This window comes from Mucilaginibacter frigoritolerans, from assembly GCF_007830615.1.
Taxonomy (GTDB): Bacteria; Bacteroidota; Bacteroidia; order Sphingobacteriales; family Sphingobacteriaceae; genus Mucilaginibacter; species Mucilaginibacter frigoritolerans.
Map to the genome: position 1 here is coordinate 178,903 of NZ_VLLI01000010.1, position 19,948 is coordinate 198,850.

At 37.6% G+C, this 19,948-nt stretch carries 23 protein-coding genes; 17 read left to right on the forward strand and 6 right to left on the reverse strand.

Translation table 11 applies throughout. The annotated features are described in order from the left end of the window. Positions 1-120 precede the first annotated feature (120 nt). The gene (locus JN11_RS17060) at positions 121-1,179 is read left to right on the forward strand and encodes a Vgb family protein (RefSeq protein ID WP_144914495.1); all 1,059 of its coding nucleotides are present in this window, start codon (positions 121-123) and stop codon (positions 1,177-1,179) included. 194 nt (positions 1,180-1,373) lie between these two features. On the opposite strand, the gene JN11_RS17065 is transcribed toward JN11_RS17060, so the two are convergent. Beyond that, positions 1,374-1,604: a 4a-hydroxytetrahydrobiopterin dehydratase gene (locus JN11_RS17065; RefSeq protein WP_144914496.1), complete on the reverse strand. Its 231-nt coding sequence runs from the start codon at positions 1,602-1,604 to the stop codon at positions 1,374-1,376. A 215-nt stretch (positions 1,605-1,819) separates the two neighbouring features. Between JN11_RS17065 and JN11_RS17070 the strand changes: the two genes are divergently transcribed. The 3 genes from JN11_RS17070 to JN11_RS17080 all read left to right on the forward strand — a co-directional run bounded on the left by JN11_RS17070 (position 1,820) and on the right by JN11_RS17080 (position 4,113). Then, entirely contained in the window at positions 1,820-1,993 is a 174-nt protein-coding gene (locus JN11_RS17070; protein WP_144914498.1) for a DUF1843 domain-containing protein, read from the forward strand. A 124-nt stretch (positions 1,994-2,117) separates the two neighbouring features. Continuing rightward, a complete protein-coding gene (locus tag JN11_RS17075) occupies positions 2,118-3,545 on the forward strand; it encodes a radical SAM/SPASM domain-containing protein (protein WP_144914499.1) in 1,428 nt (475 codons plus the stop codon). A 4-nt stretch (positions 3,546-3,549) separates the two neighbouring features. Next, the gene (locus JN11_RS17080; protein ID WP_144914501.1) at positions 3,550-4,113 is read left to right on the forward strand and encodes a class I SAM-dependent methyltransferase; all 564 of its coding nucleotides are present in this window, start codon (positions 3,550-3,552) and stop codon (positions 4,111-4,113) included. A 2-nt stretch (positions 4,114-4,115) separates the two neighbouring features. Here the strand turns inward: JN11_RS17080 and JN11_RS17085 are convergent, their stop codons facing one another. Further along, entirely contained in the window at positions 4,116-4,505 is a 390-nt protein-coding gene (locus JN11_RS17085) for a hypothetical protein (RefSeq protein WP_144914503.1), read from the reverse strand. Positions 4,506-4,547: 42 nt separating this feature from the next. Further along, the gene (locus JN11_RS17090; RefSeq protein WP_144914504.1) at positions 4,548-5,024 is read right to left on the reverse strand and encodes a hypothetical protein; all 477 of its coding nucleotides are present in this window, start codon (positions 5,022-5,024) and stop codon (positions 4,548-4,550) included. Positions 5,025-5,136: 112 nt separating this feature from the next. On the opposite strand from JN11_RS17090, the gene JN11_RS17095 reads away from it, so the two are divergent. The 3 genes from JN11_RS17095 (at position 5,137) to JN11_RS17105 (ending at position 7,540) form a co-directional block, all read left to right on the forward strand. Continuing rightward, positions 5,137-6,270 (forward strand): C1 family peptidase, encoded by a 1,134-nt coding sequence (locus tag JN11_RS17095; protein WP_144914505.1) that lies wholly within the window; start codon positions 5,137-5,139, stop codon positions 6,268-6,270. 113 nt (positions 6,271-6,383) lie between these two features. Then, complete coding sequence (locus tag JN11_RS17100) at positions 6,384-6,773, forward strand: ribosomal maturation YjgA family protein (RefSeq protein ID WP_144914507.1); 390 nt, start codon at positions 6,384-6,386, stop codon at positions 6,771-6,773. Between the two features lie 2 nt (positions 6,774-6,775). Continuing rightward, positions 6,776-7,540, forward strand: a complete 765-nt coding sequence (locus JN11_RS17105) for an oxygenase MpaB family protein (protein WP_144914509.1) — start codon at positions 6,776-6,778, stop codon at positions 7,538-7,540. Positions 7,541-7,820: 280 nt separating this feature from the next. Here JN11_RS17105 and JN11_RS17110 read toward each other — a convergent pair whose 3' ends face one another. Further along, the gene (locus JN11_RS17110) at positions 7,821-8,030 is read right to left on the reverse strand and encodes a hypothetical protein (RefSeq protein WP_144914511.1); all 210 of its coding nucleotides are present in this window, start codon (positions 8,028-8,030) and stop codon (positions 7,821-7,823) included. Between the two features lie 349 nt (positions 8,031-8,379). On the opposite strand from JN11_RS17110, the gene JN11_RS17115 reads away from it, so the two are divergent. From JN11_RS17115 to rseP, 10 genes are all read left to right on the forward strand, one after another. Then, a complete protein-coding gene (locus tag JN11_RS17115) occupies positions 8,380-8,577 on the forward strand; it encodes a hypothetical protein (RefSeq protein ID WP_144914512.1) in 198 nt (65 codons plus the stop codon). A gap of 190 nt (positions 8,578-8,767) precedes the next feature. Beyond that, positions 8,768-9,334, forward strand: coding sequence for a DUF6252 family protein (locus tag JN11_RS17120; RefSeq protein ID WP_144914514.1), 567 nt, complete (start codon positions 8,768-8,770; stop codon positions 9,332-9,334). Between the two features lie 137 nt (positions 9,335-9,471). Beyond that, positions 9,472-9,963, forward strand: a complete 492-nt coding sequence (locus tag JN11_RS17125) for a D-glycero-alpha-D-manno-heptose-1,7-bisphosphate 7-phosphatase (RefSeq protein WP_144914579.1) — start codon at positions 9,472-9,474, stop codon at positions 9,961-9,963. A gap of 75 nt (positions 9,964-10,038) precedes the next feature. Further along, positions 10,039-11,544 carry a hypothetical protein gene (locus tag JN11_RS17130; RefSeq protein ID WP_144914515.1) on the forward strand — a complete coding sequence of 502 codons (1,506 nt, stop codon included), beginning with the start codon at positions 10,039-10,041 and terminating at the stop codon, positions 11,542-11,544. 184 nt (positions 11,545-11,728) lie between these two features. Beyond that, positions 11,729-12,679 carry a glycosyltransferase family 2 protein gene (locus tag JN11_RS17135; protein ID WP_144914516.1) on the forward strand — a complete coding sequence of 317 codons (951 nt, stop codon included), beginning with the start codon at positions 11,729-11,731 and terminating at the stop codon, positions 12,677-12,679. Between the two features lie 130 nt (positions 12,680-12,809). Further along, the gene (locus JN11_RS17140; protein ID WP_144914517.1) at positions 12,810-13,778 is read left to right on the forward strand and encodes a glycosyltransferase; all 969 of its coding nucleotides are present in this window, start codon (positions 12,810-12,812) and stop codon (positions 13,776-13,778) included. Between the two features lie 14 nt (positions 13,779-13,792). After that, positions 13,793-14,494, forward strand: a complete 702-nt coding sequence (locus JN11_RS17145; protein ID WP_144914518.1) for a hypothetical protein — start codon at positions 13,793-13,795, stop codon at positions 14,492-14,494. Positions 14,495-14,497: 3 nt separating this feature from the next. After that, positions 14,498-16,000 carry a GH3 auxin-responsive promoter family protein gene (locus JN11_RS17150; RefSeq protein ID WP_144914519.1) on the forward strand — a complete coding sequence of 501 codons (1,503 nt, stop codon included), beginning with the start codon at positions 14,498-14,500 and terminating at the stop codon, positions 15,998-16,000. A gap of 42 nt (positions 16,001-16,042) precedes the next feature. Continuing rightward, positions 16,043-17,227: a 1-deoxy-D-xylulose-5-phosphate reductoisomerase gene (locus JN11_RS17155; protein WP_144914520.1), complete on the forward strand. Its 1,185-nt coding sequence runs from the start codon at positions 16,043-16,045 to the stop codon at positions 17,225-17,227. A gap of 12 nt (positions 17,228-17,239) precedes the next feature. Further along, positions 17,240-18,592: an RIP metalloprotease RseP gene (gene rseP, locus JN11_RS17160; RefSeq protein WP_144914521.1), complete on the forward strand. Its 1,353-nt coding sequence runs from the start codon at positions 17,240-17,242 to the stop codon at positions 18,590-18,592. Positions 18,593-18,668: 76 nt separating this feature from the next. Here the strand turns inward: rseP and JN11_RS17165 are convergent, their stop codons facing one another. Both JN11_RS17165 and JN11_RS17170 read right to left on the reverse strand, forming a co-directional pair. Further along, the gene (locus JN11_RS17165) at positions 18,669-19,226 is read right to left on the reverse strand and encodes a DUF4199 domain-containing protein (protein WP_144914522.1); all 558 of its coding nucleotides are present in this window, start codon (positions 19,224-19,226) and stop codon (positions 18,669-18,671) included. Positions 19,227-19,373: 147 nt separating this feature from the next. Continuing rightward, on the reverse strand, positions 19,374-19,943 hold the full coding sequence (locus JN11_RS17170; protein ID WP_144914523.1) for a DUF4199 domain-containing protein: 570 nt from the start codon (positions 19,941-19,943) through the stop codon (positions 19,374-19,376). Between the last annotated feature and the right edge of the window lie 5 nt (positions 19,944-19,948).

Below are 19,948 nucleotides of genomic sequence, written 5' to 3' on the forward strand. Positions count from 1 at the left end.
ATGGCATATCAACTCCATCTATTACATAAACAACTTACCCTCAAATATTTAAAAAACACAAATGGTATCTGTTTCTCAATTAAACATTTACTAATTTTGAAACACTAAAACCTTATAACAATGGATATGAACACACATTCGCACGGTAACGGCACAGCAACCGCTACTACCGGCACTTCAACCCTTGGAATTATTACCGAATACAGCCTTAACTGGCCCGGCAGTATTAAAGGATCAACCCACGAACTGGTCATTAACGACAAATTCATTTTCGTTACCGGGCAAAACATGCACCAGGTAGCCAAGTTTGATTACAGCGGTAATGTACTGGCTTATTATAATATGCCCGAAGGCAGCGGTCCACATGGTATTTTGTTTGATAAACAAGGCCGGTTATGGGTATCGCTGGAGTTTTTTGGGCTGGTAGTACGCCTGGATGATAGCGGTAACATTGTAGAAGAAATTGATGTACGGATATTTGCCAAAGGAGCAAAAACACCTATTAATTCCGCTCCCCATGGCATCGGCCTTGATGCCAACGGAGAAACCATTTGGTTTACAGGGAAACGTACCAGTACCATAGGCCGTATTAATCCGGATAAATCTGTTGAGCATTTTCAATTAAACACACTGGCAGCATTACCCATATATCTTTCTGCCGGGCCCGATGGCGGCATCTGGGGCACCGAATTGTATGGAAGTAGCATCCTCAACATATCTAAACAAGGCGTAGTAAAAGAATACACCATTCCTACTGCTAACAGCAGACCAATTGCCGTAATTCCTGACCCAAGCGGGAATTATATGTGGTTTAGTGAAGAAGCGGGCGTTAAAATTGGTAAAATTGATATGGCCGGTAATATTACTGAATATGCCGTACCTGCCCTGCAAAAAAATGATATCGTAGCCTCATTAAGCTTTGATCGTGAAAACAATATTTGGGTACAAGTTTATGTTGATTTAAACAACCCTGTGCCAGCGGGCAATGATTATATTATTAAAATTGATAAAGCTATTCACAACGAAGGCGTTACAAGTCTTTCAGGAATACCATGCACCACACATACCATTCCAAGCAAAAACTCCATGATGCACCGCATAAGAATGGATTACGATGGCAATTTATGGTTCACCGAAATGATGACCGATAAACTGGGAAAAATAACGCTTAACAAATAATCCTGACAAGCTTAAAGGTAATGATTATTAGATTTTTAAGCGATTTACTGTAGCGTTCAGATTCAATAATGCATTCAGTGCACGTAAATGATATTAATACGCGGTTTAGAAACAAATTGCCTATCATATTAAAGGGATCGACCGAGTATTAGATTTTTTTGTTATAAAAGCGACGATGAAATTTTGTTATCCTACTATTTTAAAAGGTCAATTTCCTGTGCCAATAGTTTATCTTTTTCGCTAACCTTATCGCCAGCATCATGCGTGCTTAGCCATATCTCCACTTTGTTATAAGTATTTGTCCAGGTGGGGTGATGGTTATGCTTTTCAGCCAGGAGTGCTACCCTTGTCATAAAGGCAAACGCTGCCGAAAAATCTTTAAATTGATAAGCTTTGTGCAGTTTGTTATCTATTTCTTTCCACATATAAATTAATCTTTACTTAATAATAACTAATAACAATCAAACTCTTAAATTGTAAGCGACCAGTTAGTAAATCCATAGTAAATTTTACAAAACACCTTACCATCAATTAAATACAAATAAAACAACGTGAAATCACGTTTAAAAAAAGGTAATAATACGGTATCATATTATAAAAAACCGATTTAACTTTAACTAAAACTTAAACCACAATTATCATGGGAATCGTAGTACTTTACGGAGTAGGCATCAGGGATGCTATTGCTTCAAACGACGTTGAAAAAATGAAAGCTGTTGCTGCACAGGCAAAACAAACCATCAGGGAACAGGGCGATCTGCACCTTGCACTACTTGATCTGCTTGAAGCAATTGACAAACTCGAAAAGAAGTAAGCTTTTATTTATCACGGGGCTGCATAAAACCGGATAGTAATAATAAAACCTAAACCTTAATGTATCCCTTAGCGGTACTTTCATTACGTGTTTATGCAGCCTCTTTTTTAACCCAAATTTCATTATGGAACAACTAACAAAACGCTACAGGATAAGAGACGATTACCAAACTGCCGTTCCCGTGCATGTAGTTTGGGAAATTACTTTAGCCTGTAACCTCAAATGTTCACATTGCGGCTCAAGGGCCGGTAAAATAAGGCAGGGCGAACTTACTACAGAGCAATGTTTTGAAGTTATTGACAGCCTGAAAAAGTTAGGAACCCGCGAAATTTCCATCATTGGAGGCGAGGCGTTTTTACGGCCAGATTGGTTGCAGATTATTGAGAAAATTGACCAGAGCGGCATTGACTGTTCCATGCAAACCGGCGCTTATAATTTAACCGAAGAAAGGATTATTGCAGCCAAGGGTGCCGGAATAAAAAATATAGGCGTGTCTATTGATGGTATGCCTGATACGCATAATAGCATCAGAGGACGCAGTAATTCTTTTGACCACGCAGTACGCTGCCTTGACCTGCTGAGAAAGCATGATATTGTATCGAGTGTAAATACGGTAATTACCAAAACCAACAAGCATGAGTTAGATCAGTTGCTGGATATTTTGATATTGCACGGCGTAAAAAACTGGCAAATTCAGTTAGCCGTAGCCATGGGTAACGCGGTTGATAATGCCGATGAGCTCATCATTCAGCCATATGAACTGGTTGATTTATACGAAGATTTGATCAAGCTGTACCGCAGGGCGCTAGTTCATAACATACTGATACAGGCAGGCAATAATATAGGTTACTACGGCCCTTACGAATACATATGGCGCCAGGGTAGCGAAGGCTTTTTTTCGGGCTGTTCTGCCGGGCACACTTCATTGGGTATTGAAGCCGATGGAAAAATAAAGGGTTGCCCATCTTTACCCACTTCAGATTATACTGCTGGTAATATTAAAGATATGTCGCTGGAGGATATCTGGCACTATAGTGAAAATATATTTTTCTCCCGGTATCGGGACCGCGACGAACTTTGGGGTGGCTGCAAGGATTGCTACTATGCTTCTACCTGCTTAGCCGGTTGCACCTGGACAAGCCATGTGCTGTTTGGGAAAAGAGGCAATAATCCGTTTTGCCATCATCGCGCATTAACCTTAAAATCAAAAGGACTAAAAGAACGCGTAAGGAAAATAAAAGAAGCTGAAGGAACCTCGTTTGACTATGGCCTGTTTGAAATTGTAGTGGAAGATGAGATGGGTAACATTGTGGAAGTGCAATCACCTAATAGCTTTACTACTAAAAAGAAAGATGAGGATTATAAAGATTTCACCCCGCGTATGCCGGGTGTGCTAAAACTTTGCCAGGCCTGCAAAAACTTTGTTCATGATGACTGTGAAACCTGCGACTTCTGTGGTGTCGATGTAGCAGAAGTAAATGCCGAGTATGATAGAAATCTGGTAAAGGTTAAAGAAGCTTTTGAACGATTAGATAAAATTATGATGCGATAAAACTATGTTTGAACAGATTGAAAATTTGATAGATGGCTATACTGCCCAAACAGAAGCCACATTAAACATTGCCGAATTAACCATTACTCATGGCCTGCATTCTTTTCGTTACGGATCATCGGAGTTTTTATCAATGATATTCTCCAACCTGTCATTAAAAAAGGGCGATGTATTTTATGACCTTGGCAGCGGCTATGGCAAGGTTTTATTATACGGCGCGGTAAACTTCCGGGAGGTACTATTCAAAGGAATTGAAATACTCCCCGAAAGAAATACGGTTTGCCAGGAGATGATCAGGAAATTTAACCTAACTAACGTGCAGGCAAGCTGCGAAGATATTTTGACTGCTGATATTACTGATGGCAATATCTTCTATATCTATAACTCCCTTTACGATTTTCAGTATACCCAACTGTTTAACAAGTTAAAAGCAATAGCACAAACCAAACCCATCAAAATCATTGCAGAATCAAGATGCAATGTTTTTGACAACCAAAACTGGTTAACTGTTTGTCACACTTACGATTTGGATATCCTTAGGAAGATAAAGTTTTATGCCTCCGAATAATATTAGGGTTGTGCAGGATTAACCGGGCGAATGGACATTACGCTATCAACCACATACTCGCTCATTCCTCTCCAGGGCAGTGTATGGAAATATTCTTTATAGTGTAACTCCAGGTAAGCACCGGCGTTTTTATTCAGGATATCGGCAACTTTTTTATCAGTTACTGAAAACATAAATTCGTTTGATTGTATGGCTCCCTGTGTAGGTGTACGGATACCTGATTGAATCAGTCTGCCTTCATAGGTTTTAAAAACAACGCCTTTGTAAACAAAATAATTCATGGTACCAGCCTTGGTGCCATCGCCAAAAACAAAATAATAACGATAGTAAACTACTCCTGTTATAATAAGTATCAACACTACCGCAACAATTAGTTTAATTTTTCTATACATAATGCATATTTTAAAAAGTGTATCCGTATTTCAATCTATATTCTATCCCAACATCATCTTATCCTCATAACTTAAATTCAGGCTGTCTTCAATTTTTGTTTTGGTTGGCTTTTGTACAGCTAAATGAATGATATTTAAGCCTGAAAACAAAAGATAAAACAAATTTCCGCTTAATAGGAAAACAACAATTCCAAACATAGCAGGGCCCTCGATAAGTGCACATTTGCTGATAAAAGCTTTACTATAAATGGCCAGTTTACTACTTAAACTATCTTCATTTATTGCTTTTTTAATTGTCTGATTAAATAAATAGATACCTGTAATTCCACCAACGATAATAAATGACGGAACTAAATAAAAAAAGGCATCCTTACTCAATTCAAAGCTCATAAGTTTATTAGTATTGATATTATAAGCCACAACTGAAAATAAAATTAGCCCGGCAAGCAAGGCGGTATGAATAATATTAATTGTTTTTACAAAATTTTGTGAATTTGCTACTGAGGTCTGGTTATACATATTTAGGAATTTACAGACTAATATACAATTATCACAGATAAGTAAGCATTATCAGTCACTAATTGTATATAAATTTAACCTTATATTTAGCGTTTAAAATCCATCATTAAGCATGAGAAAAATATACTCCGCAGTATTATTTATTACCTTGGCAAATTTTGCAATCGCGCAGAAAAGCGAGCCCGTTACCTTGAAAAAAGTACCGGTAGAAACTGTAAAATATCAGGGTGGTACCAATACCTGCTGGTCATTCTCCACTACCTCGCTTATTGAAACCGGTGTAATTCAAAACGACAAAAAAGACATTGACCTGTCCGAACTATTCACCGCACGCAACCTTTACATAGAAAAAGCTAAACGATATATCCTTTCAAACGGAACCACTTTATTCGAAGCCGGAGGCTTATCGCACGATGCTTTATACGGTATTCAAAAATATGGCGCCATCCCAAATGAATTTTATTCGCGCGAAAAAGGTGTTAAGTTTTCAGACAGCTCCCCTATCCAACTCGACCAGGTGCTTAAAAGCTATCTTGATTCGGTACTAAAAACAAAACCTATCGATCCCAACTGGCTTGCAGGTTTCATCAAAAAGCATGATGATATTGCAGGTACACCACCAGAACATTTTACCTGGCAGGGTAAAGAATATACCCCTTTAACATTTGAACAAGAAGTGTTAAAGTTTAACCCTGATGATTATGTTACCATTACCTCGTTTACCCATCATCCGTTTTATCAAAATTTTGCGCTGGAAATACCGGACAATTTCCTGATGGCCGAAAAATACCTGAATGTACCTTTAAATGAATTAATCGACATAGCCAAATCAACCGTTGAAAAAGGTTACTCGCTTGTAGTGGATATGGATGTAAGCAATAATGGCTGGAACTGCGGACAAAGCAGCTACGCCTTATTTGAAAAAGACAGATTTAGTAATGTAAACAACCCGGATACTACCGAAATGGCCTACAGCCCGCAATTACGCCAGCAGTTATTTGAAACATTGGAAACACAGGATGATCACCTGATTCACGTTGCCGGGATTGCCAAGAGCAAAAACGGGAAACTATTTTTCATTTTAAAAGACTCCATGGGCAAAAACTACGGTCGCTATAATGGTTTTGATTATGTTTCTGAAAGTTATTTCGCCATCAATACCATAAGTATCACTGTACCTAAAAAGGCACTTGATCAAAAATATCTGACATTATCCGTCGATAGTAAACCCGGCAGGAACCTTTAAAGTACTTTAACGAAAATACCTTTACTATAATTAAAACTTTATAAGTTAAAAATACTTAACCTATTGTAACAGTAAATAAGTTTTATTTACTTTGAAACACAAAGAACTTTAACATGCAAAATATAATTACTTTTCATAAACCATACTTTCTGCTTGCTTTGCTGCTGCTAATTACTGAAATAATTATCGGCGTATACATGCATGATGCCTTTTTACGCCCATACGGTGGCGATTTTTTGGTGGTAATATTATTGTATTGCATAGTAAAAAGCTTCACCAATTTCCCGCTTATACCCGTGGCATTTGGCGTGCTTATATTTGCCTATGCAGTAGAGATCTCCCAATATTTTCACTTGATAAGGTTATTGGGTTTGGATAATTCCAGAACAGCAAAATTATTGCTGGGCACTTCATTTTCCTGTACCGACTTGTTTTGCTATACCTTGGGTATATTAACAGTTGTATTTATTGAAAATGTTAAAAGCAGCCTAAAAAATTTTTAAACATGAAGCACTGGTTTGTACAGCCCAATTCAATAGTAAGGCATATTTGGGGTAAGGCCGATACAGCTTTGTTCATTTTTGCAGGCGCAGCTGCGGAATTTGCCTTGAATAAGGCTGTTGACTGGCTATACTTCACCGGCCGGTTACCAGCAGATCCACTGGGGCGCTTATTTTCAACAGTTACTTACGCCCGGAAGATCATTTTTTCGGAACAGGAGGAGGCGCTGAAAGCAATTGATCAAATCACTTATATTCACAAAGGTGTAGAACAAAACCGTGGTGCACAAATACCTGAATGGGCCTATCGCGATGTTTTATTTCTGTTGATAGATTATTCTATCCGGTCATTTGAATTGCTTGATCGCAAACTTACAGATGTTGAAAAAAGTGAAGTATTTGATGTTTTTTTCCGCGTTGGTGAACGTATGCACCTTAAAAGCCTGCCATCAAACTATGCCGAATGGCTCAAAACACGAGACGAACACCTGCAGCAAAACCTGGCTTGCAGTACTTACACCATTGATTTGTATCAGCAATATAAAAAGCATCTGGGTGTATTTCGGTTTCTTATTTTAAAACAGGTACAGCTTAACCTGGTTCCTGGCAGGGTAAAACAATTGCTCCCCATTAAAAAAACAAGCTGGTTAAAGCCAATTTTACAACTTTACACATTTATACGAAGGCAAAAGATGGAAGGCTTTGTTAAAAAAGCACTGCTCCCTGTTGCTTATAAAGCACAGCTATCAGAATTAGATGTTAATCATTAAGATTGTTAATAATTTAATAACGTAAGCAATAATATTAAGCGCAAAATCACGCCATTGTGCATCAACTAAACCGAAAATCTATAAAAATCACATCCGGCAAGCATAGAAATTGAACCGGGAAAATAAGAGGAGAGTGAAAGTTTGAGGTAAACTTATACCCGGCCTAAACGTATTGATACTTTTAAGCCGGGTTAAATAAGCGTATTTAAGCTTCTGATACTGTGTTAAATTTTTTGTAAAATCAAACTAGCAAGATGCTCAATTACTTATGGTTTAAAGCCTACCAGCCTGAACCTTTTTTAGCATTTCCATTTTTAATATGCTCTTCGGCTGTTGCTTTACCCATAATTGCAGCCATTTTATTACCTGCACCATCTGTGCCTGTTGCAATGTACCTGCCTGATTTCACGTCTATTACAGGATCAACCATTGGTACATTTTTGGTTTTTGTTTTTACTGAATACGCAGTAATGCCACTTGTTGTTGCCATGATAAGTTTTGTTTTTTTTAAATGTTAACCTTTTATTAGGTTAATTGTTTTTATAAATTGATGTTAATTATTGCTTTTCAATAGTAACTATTTCAAAGGGCTGGCAAGATATATAATTAAGCTTAACAAACAAACTCAAGCTAAAATACTACTGCCGATATTTGTTAACATTAACAATACATTGCCAGTTTGTTCACTAATTTTAAACAATAACTGTAACTAAAAGGTTATTGGATTGCTTAATTTAATAAATCAAATTCTGCATATTTGTAAAGTTGTTGTAAAGTGTTAGCTTACGCAACAGTAAACTGAAACACAATTTTAAATAACTATTGTTAGCAATTTCATTATGAAAAACAGAGATTCGAGCCTCCTCTACCTCGTATTGGGCATTTATGCATTAATGGTAAGTTGGTATTACAACCATAACCTTATCATCCTTTTAATCTCCTACATTTTTTGGCCATTATATCTTATTTACGAATTACTTATCGGCCATCTGTCGCATGGAATGTGGAAAATTATTCCGTTATCCTACTTTAAATAAATTCTATTTTAATAATTAATCCCTCGGGTGCTTATTTGCAATGGCTTTTCAATGCCTTCAATCGTTAAAAAAACACTATAAATTAAATGTAAATCAGTGTTAATAAGGTCGATTGTTAAAATATGTAAAAAAAGCAACTCGTATTATATTAATATTGGGTAAAAGTCGTTCTTTTGCTAAACAATCATATATGAAGAAAATTTCACTTATTGCTACTTTAATATCTGCGGTTTTATTACTGCAAAACTGTAAAAAAGATGTTGCTATCGGCACAACTACTTCAACCGAGCCGATGATTGCTATAATTAATGATACTACCTGGATAGCTAAAGATACTGTTAGCGCTTCCATTGTATATAATGCTGCCACACAAACCAAAGTGCTTACCTGCCAGGGTACTTCAAATAACAAACAGATAAATTTATTGGTAACGCAGCATAGCGCTCTTAACACCACTGGTTTTCCGCTAACTACCTTTAATATAAACGCCACAACCGACAATGAAATGTCATACTGGGTTCCGCAAAGAAATTCGCAGGGAGTTGTAGTTTTGGCACCACTAGGGTCTACCAGTCCTGGCGGCGGCACGCTTACGGTTACCACTATAGATTCAGTTAAAAAAATAATAAGTGGTACTTTTTCCTTTAGCACAATACTAAACCACTACGATAGTAACGGTAATATCACATCCATTACCAGTAGCCAAATTCAGGCGGGCGGTTTTAACAATATTCCGTATACGCTTACCAGCAATTAATTATTGCCCATAAAAAATAAGAAAAGGCCGGAAGGAATAATTCTTCCGGCCTTTTTATTTTATACTATTTCTTCGTCTTTTTCCTCACTACAACCGCTAATCACTATTTTATTACCTTTGCCAAAATTTCAATGAGCATGCCTGCAAAAAATAAAGCTGTTTTTTTAGATCGTGATGGAGTACTTAACCAGGAAATGGGCGATTATGTGCGCCGTATAGAAGATTTTCATATCCTTGATAATTTTGAGGCATTAAAAACCTTACAGGATAAGGGCTACCTGCTTATTGTAGCAACCAATCAGGGCGGCCTGGCAAAAGGATGGTATACCGAAGATGAACTGGCTAAAATGCACCGCAGCCTGAAAGATACCTACCACCAACATGGTGTAGAAATAACCGATTTTTTTTATTGCCCGCACCACCCAAACTTTACCGGCGATTGTGATTGCCGTAAACCTAAACCCGGTTTGTTACTACAAGGAATTGCAAAATATAACATCGACCCATCAAAATCATACTTCATTGGCGACCGTGAGCGGGACGTAGAAGCAGGGACTGCCGCCGGTGTTAAAGGCATTCTGATTAACAGCGACCAACCCATAAGCACTGTTCTAGATTTGATTGATTAAAGATTTGTTTTTAATTATTAAAAACCTTTTACAACCTTTAAGCTTTAAACCCATTATAACCTTTAACAAAACTACATGAATATAAGCCGCTATTTAAAAAATATCGATTCATTAATAGCAGCCATCATTGGCTTTTACGTAATTTATCTGTACACCAAATATAGCGGCGTAGGTATATCGCCCGATTCTGTAATGTATGCCAGTACGGCAACCAATATACAGGCACATGGCACACTGCTTACTTTTAATAAAACACCCATAACTTTTTTTCCGGTATTTTACCCTTTTTTTCTGGGTGTTATCCAGTTTTTTTCGCGGATAGATCCTATTACCGCCGGGGCTGTAATAAACCAGTTTCTGTTTGCCGCAGTAATATTTACCAGTGGGTGGATCATGTCCAAATTCCTTTCACACTCCATTATTTATAAATGGCTCATCCTTGCAGCTATTATATTAAGTCCTGGTTTGCTTGAAATTTATACATTCCTCTGGTCGGAGACTTTATTTACTCTGGAGATATTATTTTTCATCATTGCTTACGCTCATTATCTAAAAACACGTTCCATAAAATCATTGGTTTGGGTTGGGGTAATAAGTGCAATAAGCTGTATAACCCGCTATGCAGGCGTAACCATTATTGGCACAGGTTGCTTAATGCTGTTGCTTGATAATCAGCTGATATTAAAAAAGAGAGTTCTCTATATCTTTTTATATGGATGTATATCCATTTCTTTACTGGTTGCCAACCTGGTGTTAAACAGGCTGTCAACCGGTTTAAGTACAGGTACCCGAGAGCCATCTATCACTCCGTTCTTTCAAAATTTATACTACTGCGGAACTGTTTTTTGCGATTGGGGCAGCTTAAGTAAAGCCACTTATCCGTTTGCAGCATTAATTACGAGCATAATATTGCTGGCATTAATAGGTATTTTAATATTTAAAACTATAAAAGGCCAGATAAACCGCTATGAAAACGTGGTTATTGCCTTTGCGCTGGTGTATGGTTTGTTTATTGTGATATCAGCCAGCATTTCCAGATATGAGCGTATCAATAGTCGCTTACTATCGCCCATGTTTATTCCTTTGCTTATTGCCTGTACCAGTTGGGTACCTGATGTTTTAAAACTGATACAAGCAAAGGCGGCCCGGTATGTATTATCTGGCGTTGCCGTTATATTGATGCTTGCATTTGAATACGCCAGCTACCAAACCGATTGGCAACGTTATGACGACGAAAGCGATTACGGTGTACCCGGCTATAGCGATGACAGTTGGAACAAGTCGGAATTTGTGGTTTACCTTAAGCAGCACAAAAACCTGTTTAAACCGGGTGTGCCTATTTATACAGATGCTAACGAGGCGGTGTATTTATTTACCGGTATGTCATCAGAGTTATTACCGCATAAATTCTTTAAGGCCGATGTACAAAAGTTTTATGCTAACAAACATTTCTATCTTATTTGGTTCGACAATTTGTACAATACAGAATTAGTTGGTTTGCCCGACATCCTGAAAAACAAAAAACTCACCAAAATTGGCGCAGCTAAAGAAGGTGAAATTTATTTGTGCGATGAAAAGTAAAGCCTCACCCCGCCATCTCCGGGTAAAGAGGGTTCTGAAGAAGAGCGAAGTTAAAGTATCTCCTCCGGAGAGGATTTAGATGAAGCTTATAACAATCAACAGACAGTCCTAACAAACTAACCATTTTTTTATATTTTTGCGTTTGATAAGGATGACAAAACATCTCCTGTCGCATCCCTAATAAATGGATATATCAGTAGTAGTACCACTTTACGACGAAATAGAATCATTACCCGAGCTCACCTCATGGATAAGCCGTGTAATGGATGAAAACCGCTTTACTTACGAAATTATTCTGGTTGATGACGGCAGCAGCGACGGCTCGTGGGAAATGATCAGAAAGCTGAACAAAAATAATCCCTTTATAAAAGGCATTAAATTCAGGCGCAACTATGGTAAATCAGCGGCATTAAATACCGGTTTTGAGGCGGCTCAGGGCAATGTAATCATTACCATGGATGCCGACCTGCAGGACAGCCCTAATGAAATCCCCGAACTTTACCGCCGTATTACCGAAGAACAATACGACCTTATATCGGGCTGGAAAGCAAAAAGGCACGATCCTTTAAGTAAAACTATACCTACCAAATTATTCAATGCAGCAACACGCCGTATGTCGGGCATCAATAACCTGCACGATTTTAACTGCGGCCTTAAAGCTTACCGTAAAACGGTAGTAAAAAACATTGAAGTTTATGGCGAAATGCACCGTTATATACCTGTAATAGCCAAATGGGCCGGTTTTGTTAAAATTGGCGAACAAGTTGTTGAACACCGTGCACGTAAATATGGCAAAACCAAATTCGGTATGAGCCGCTTTATAAATGGCTTGCTTGATTTGATGTCGATATTCTTTGTGGGTAAGTTTGCCAAAAGGCCAATGCACTTCTTTGGCTCAATGGGTGTATTAAGCTTTTTTGCAGGTACCGTTATCACCATCTGGATGATTGTTGATAAACTACACGCCATATCAAAAGGCGAACACTATCGCGATATTACACAACAACCACTGTTTTACATTGCACTGGTAGCCGTAATACTGGGTTCACAGTTGTTTTTAACAGGCTTTGTAGCTGAGCTGGTATCCCGCAGTGCTCCCGAACGTAATAAATATCAGGTTGAAGAAGTTATTTAATTGGTTAATTAGGTTGAATAAGTTAGATTGAGTTAATTAGTTAAAAATTATATGAACTTATTATCAACATATTCAGTTAACAAAATAAACCACTCACTTAATCAACCCAAATCAACTACTCACTAACTAAATGTTTTTCTCCATCATTATACCCCTATATAACCGGCCACAGGAGATAAAAGAACTGCTGGAAACACTTACACTACAAACCTATAAGCAATTTGAGGTTTTAGTGATTGAAGATGGCTCTGTTGATGATGCCGGTGAGATAGTAAAAAGCTTTGCCGATAAACTTGATATAAAATATTTTGTTAAGCCAAACGAGGGCCAAGGCTTTACCCGCAACTTCGGTTTTGAACGGGCCAAAGGCGATTACTTTGTAATTTTTGATTCTGATTGCCTCATTCCTGAAGATTATTTGCAAATAGTAAATGATTCGCTGGCCAAAAACTATCTTGATGCTTATGGGGGGCCAGATGATTCACATCACTCCTTCACCCCTATTCAAAAAGCCATCAGTTACGCCATGACCTCGCCTTTTACAACGGGTGGCACACGTGGCAGTAAAAAGGCCATAGGACAGTTTCATCCCCGTAGTTTTAATATGGGTATATCAAGGCAGGTATGGGAAAAAGCAGGTGGCTTTATCATTACCCGTTTGGGCGAAGATATTGAATACAGCATCCGCATCCATTCATTGGGATTCAAAATTGGCCTTATCTCCGATGCTAAAGTTTACCATAAACGCCGCACTAATTTTTTAAAGTTTTATAAACAGCTCCATTTTTTTGGCAGAGCCCGTATTAACGTTTATAAATTTTTTCCGAAAGGATTAAAGCTGGTGCATTTTTTCCCTGCAGCCTTCACTTTATTTCTGTTTTTCACACTTATAAGTAACCTCTTATTGTGGCCAATTGCCCAAATATGTAACTTTACGTTAGCTGTTTATATATTGTTGATATTTTTTCACGCATTGGGTAAAAATAAATCAGCAAAAATTGCATTTTTGAGCATTATTGCAGCCTTCACTTTACTGATTGCCTACGGGTTAGGATTTATGCAGGATTTTGGCAAACGTATAATACTAAAAATATCATAATTATTAAATAATACATGTTCCATCCTTTTTCGGTAACAGAAACTTTAAGCATTGCGTGGCATATTTTGAAAAAAAACATTGCAACCATTGCCGTTTACGCTTTATTGGCCGTAGTTATTATTGGCGGTTCGTTTTTTGTTATTGATATTTTTATTGACTATGTGGTTATAGCCACCATTGGCGGTTTTGCTTTACTGATAGGCATAAGTTTTATATTCCTGGGTTTTATAAAATTAGTTTTCCAGCTGATTGATGGAGAATACTACGATTTTGAATTTAAAGACATAGTTCCAAAACTACGAATGCTGCTCAGCTATATCATCCTTTTAGTTATTGTGAGTACATTGGCTGTTTTTATGTCGAATGCTATTAAAAAGCTTGATGAGGGCGTTATACAAAACATATTGGGCATATTGGTTGGTATATTTTTCGAATTTTTCTTTCTGTTTTATTTCCCTATTTGTACCTGCTTTATTGTTGATGATGACAGTGGCCCGTTCGAATCCATATCACAAAGCTATAAGCTGATTAAGGGCAACTTTTTTAAATATTTCCTGTTATTTATTATTATCGAAGCCTTGGTTTTCGTTGGATCTTTAACGGTTATAGGAATTGTATTTGTAGTTCCATTTGTAAATATATTATTGGTAGTGGCCTACCGCAAACTGGTTTATAGCCACCTTGATGTAGATGATGACATTACCGAAACGGTTTAACTTATGGGAATAAAAGCTGCATTAAGCAAACCTTTTGCCGCAATTGTTAATAGCCAACTTAATGTTCTCCGCAAAAATGCGGTTCAGCTACAACAAAAAACTTTCGAATATCTTATCCAGCAGGCTCAAGACACCTCCTTTGGTAAAACGCATCATTTTAATGAGATCCGTAATTACGATGATTTCAAGAAAAATGTGCCTGTTTATGATTACGAAGACCTGCGCCATTATATTGATCGTGTAACCCAGGGCGAAGAAGATGTGCTCTGGCCGGGCAAACCGGCTTATCTGGCAAAAACATCGGGCACAACTTCAGGTGTAAAATATATCCCTATATCAAAAGAAAGCATGCCGCAGCATATTAAGGCCGCACGCAATGCACTGCTAAGCTATATTTACGAAACCGGCAATGCTGATTTTGTTGACGGTAAAATGATCTTCCTGCAAGGCAGCCCCGTGTTAACCGAAAAGGCAGGTATAGCAGTTGGTAGGTTATCAGGTATAGTTGCGCATCATGTACCGGCCTATCTGCAAAAAAACAGGTTACCCAGTTATGAAATAAACTGCATGGATGATTGGGAGCAAAAAGTTGATGCCATTGTTGAAGAAACAAAGCATGAAGACATGCGCCTCATATCAGGCATACCACCCTGGTGCCAGATGTATTTCGACAGGCTTTCGGCAGTATCAGGTGGTAAAAAGATAAAAGATATATTTCCTAACTTTAAGCTTTATGTACATGGTGGTGTAAATTTTGAACCCTATCGTGCCCGTATGGAAGAAAGCATCGGCTTTGCTATAGATGCTATCGAAACCTATCCTGCTTCCGAAGGCTTTATTGCTTTCCAGGATTCACAAAAGGAAAAAGGCTTATTGCTGATGGTAGACTCGGGCATATTTTATGAATTTATCCCTGCCGATGAGTTTTTTAACGACGAACCAACCCGCATTAGCCTTAAAGATGTAGAGCTGGATAAAAACTATGCGCTTATATTAAATACCAGTGCAGGTCTTTGGGGATATAGCCTGGGCGATACCGTTAAGTTTGTATCAAAAAATCCTTATAAAATTGTAGTTACCGGCCGTATAAAGCATTACATATCGGCCTTTGGCGAACACGTAATAGGTGAAGAAGTTGAGCACGCTTTAATGAGTGTTGCTCATGAAGAAGGAGTTGATGTTATAGAGTTTACCGTAGCCCCACAAGTAAGCCCCAAAAAAGGGCAACTTCCTTATCATGAATGGTTTATAGAATTTGGGAAACAACCTGAAGATATGACTACCTTTGCGTTGAAAGTAGACCAGGCATTGCAAAAGAAAAATATTTATTATTTTGACCTTATTGAGGGTAACATTTTGCAACCTTTGGTAATCCAAAGCTTAAAAAAAGATACATTTATAAATTATATGCGGGCGCAGGGTAAACTGGGCGGACAAAATAAAGTACCCAGGTTATCAAACGACAGAAAGATAGCAGAAGAACTAGAAGCATACAAAATAAAATAATGGTAATGTCTGCTAATACAATAAATTGGAGTAATAAACACATTGAGTAATAAAAAGAATATAGCAATACTGGGTTCAACGGGAAGTGTGGGAACCCAAACATTAGAGGTTATTGGTGGCAACACTGATCTGTTTAATGTATTTTTAATTACTGCCAATTCTAACGCCTTTCTTTTAATAAAACAGGCACTGGAGTTTTTGCCTCAATATGCCATCATTTGCGATCAATCCAAATACAACGAAGTAAAGGATGCATTGGCAAATACAGCGGTAAAAGTACTGGCAGGCATCGAAGCCATTAATGAGGTGGTTACCCATCCGGATATTGATATTGTTTTAACCGCCATGGTAGGCTTTGCAGGTTTAGAACCTACCATTGCAGCCATTAAAGCCGGAAAAGACATCGCGTTAGCAAATAAAGAAACACTGGTGGTTGCCGGAGAGCTCATTACAGCACTGGCTAAAAAACACCAGGTAAAAATACTACCAGTTGACTCTGAACACTCAGCCATTTTTCAATGCCTTGCCGGCGAAGAAGATAATGCCATTGAGAAGATCATTCTGACAGCATCAGGAGGTCCGTTCAGAGGTAAATATATTAGCTTTTTAGAAAATGTTACCCGTGAGGATGCCCTTAAACATCCCAATTGGGTTATGGGTGCCAAAATCACCATAGACTCGGCCTCATTAATGAACAAAGGGCTGGAAGTGATTGAAGCCAAATGGCTGTTTGATTTGCAGGCCGATCAGATCGATGTAATTGTTCATCCACAATCCATCATTCATTCCATGGTTCAGTTTCAGGATGGCTCCCTTAAAGCACAAATGGGTTTGCCTGATATGAAGTTACCAATTCAATATGCTTTGTCATATCCCGGCCGGATAAAAAACAATTTTAAACGGTTTGACTTTATTAATTACCCTGAACTTACTTTCGAAAAACCTGACCTGGAAACCTTCCGTAATTTGGGTTTAGCTTTTGAAGCCTTAAAACAAGGAGGCAACATGCCTTGCATTATTAATGCAGCAAATGAAGTTGCGGTTGCAGGTTTTTTAAATAAAAGCATTGGTTTTTTAGCCATGAGCGATATTATTGAACAATGCATGCAACAAATTCAGTACGAAGCAAGTCCTGTTTTGGATGATTATTTGAATACCGATAAAGAAACACGCATATTTGCGCAAAACTTAATAAAAAAAATGCCGTTAAAAGCATTACAATTTTAATATCTACAACGAATGAGTATAGTGATAATGGTTGGCCAGTTGATACTGGGTCTTTCAATTTTAGTGATCCTGCATGAGTTTGGGCACTTTTTAGCAGCCCGTGCTTTTGGCATTAAGGTCGAAAAATTTTATCTTTTCTTTGACGCATGGGGCATTAGCCTTGTAAAATTTAATTATAAAGGTGTTGAGTACGGTATAGGCTGGTTACCATTGGGTGGCTATGTAAAAATTGCCGGGATGATTGATGAATCAATGGATACCGAACAGCTGGCAGGACCTCCACAGCCCTGGGAATTCCGCTCAAAACCAGCCTGGCAACGTTTAATTGTAATGCTTGGTGGTGTTACTGTTAATATCATATTAGGTATTTTTATATTCTGGATCTTAACTATCCGTTATGGCGAAAGCTATATTCCAAATAATGAAATCAAATACGGAATTGTCCCGGGAAAAATAGGGCTTAAAATAGGGCTCGAACCTGGCGACCGGATCACTGCTATTAACGGGCAACCTGTAGTGCGCTTTGAAGATTTAACCAGCACAAAAGTAATTTTAGGCAATACTGATTTAACCGTATTACGCGGCCAGCAGACCCTGCATGTTAGGGTACCTGGAAATTTAATTAATGATCTTTCAGATTTAGGCATCGATCAGTTTATAAGCCGTATACCCCGTTCAAAATTTGCAATTGATTCAGTTTTCCCAAACAGTTATGCACAAAAAGCAGGATTGGCCAAAGGCGATAGTATTACTGCCGTTAATGGCGTTAAAATTCAGTTTTTTGACCAGTTGCAAACTGAATTACAAAAATATAGCGATAAACAGGCCGTATTGGATGTAAAACGAAACAACGTTATTAAACAGGTTACTACCGATGTTAATAAAGACGGCTTATTGGGCACCAAAGATGGCAAACCCGGAATTGGCGCTAAGTTTGACGAGCCCAAAGAAAAAACTATTAAATACAGTTTCTTTGCTTCACTGCCTATTGGTGCTAACAAGGCTATTGGCACTTTTACTGATAATGCCAAAGGGCTTGGAAAAGTATTTAAAGGTGAAGTTAAGTTTAACAAAGCCGTTAGCGGCCCTGTTGCCATTGCTACCATGTTTGGTACCCATATTGATTGGGTACGCTTTTGGAGTCTTGTAGGCTTCTTATCAATGGTGTTAGCATTAACCAATCTGCTACCTATACCGGCACTTGATGGCGGCCATTCCCTGTTCCTGATTATTGAAATGATAAAAGGTAAACCACTTAGTGATAAGTTTTTGGAACGCGCTCAAATAGTTGGCTTTGTAATATTAATAACCCTGATGGTATTTGTTTTTGGAAACGATATTGTTAAGCAGGTAATGAAGAGATAAAAGCTTTTACGATATTAATAGAAAAGGCTCCGGATAATCCGGAGCCTTTTCTATTTCTGTTATTTAAATAATGATATTAAACGGTAGGATCAGTAAATGCATTTGCATCATTCTCGATATCAGTAATTGATTTCTCCTTTTTAAATATTGCTGCACCAATTAATGCTATAATAGCGCCTATTATTACTCCTGTTATAAGCGCCCCCGCTGCTGCAACAATTTTCCCATATTTTCTATAGAAATTCATTACAGCATCTAAAGCATCACTCGAAACATTTGGTTGTACTGAAGCCTTCGCCTGCATTGCATCCAAATATTGCTGCCAGGCTTCAGGACTTAAAAAGCTGAAATAGATATAAGAAAAAATAGCGCCAAATACTGCTGAATATATCGCGAAAAAAAGACCTACAAGAAAACCATCTCCAAACTTTAAAAAACCGCCGGTTTTATCTTTATACTCCTTTTGCGCTAAAAATAAAAAAAGGATGTAAGGGATGAAGCTTATGTACCTTACTGGCGAAATAATGTTAATATTCAGAAATTGAAAGGCAAAAGTAAAAATTACTGAGGTTATCATATAAATTACGGCCCACTTAATAGTTATGTCGGACGATGAAGGTTTTGAATTTTCCATTGTGATTTTGGTGTTTTAGTTTTTTAATAAAATTAACAATTATAATGTTAAACGCAAGGTTAGATACGGGACGGGTAAAATAGTTACAAACAAAAAAGGCACCTGTTATAGTAAACAGATGCCTTTCCTTTAAATAATAATATTTTTTTATGCCGTATAAACCGGCGGATCCTTTTTAAATAATGAACCAAATATTAGCGCAAACAGAAATACAAACAGGATGGATATTACAAAACCTTGTATAACACTGCCAACTGTGGAGTTTTTTTGCAAAGCAAAATCCTTTTTCATTTCTGCCAAATCTTTATCAATTGACTTCTGATCTTCACCTTTTTGTTTGGATATAGTAGTTTTTGCATTAATAGCAGCCAATTGTGTTTTCACAATACTATTGGGTTCAATAACCTTATCAAACACCATATCCTTACTAATAAACTGTATAATATAAGCAGTTAAAAACATGATAAAAATACCGGTAGTTGCCTGCTTAAATGTCCAGTATCCCCCTATTTTCTTCCTACCGTTAAAGCACAAAAATACAGTGATAACAATTGGAATAAACAGCGAAAACATTATAGGTGCAGCAACAAACAGCGCTGGTGACGTAGTCATCTGGGTAATAAAATAGTATGAAAAAATACCAAGTGCCGTTAAAATAACACCTAATACAATTCCGTACTTTAAAAAGTTAACTTTTATCTTTTGATCAATAGTCATTTTGT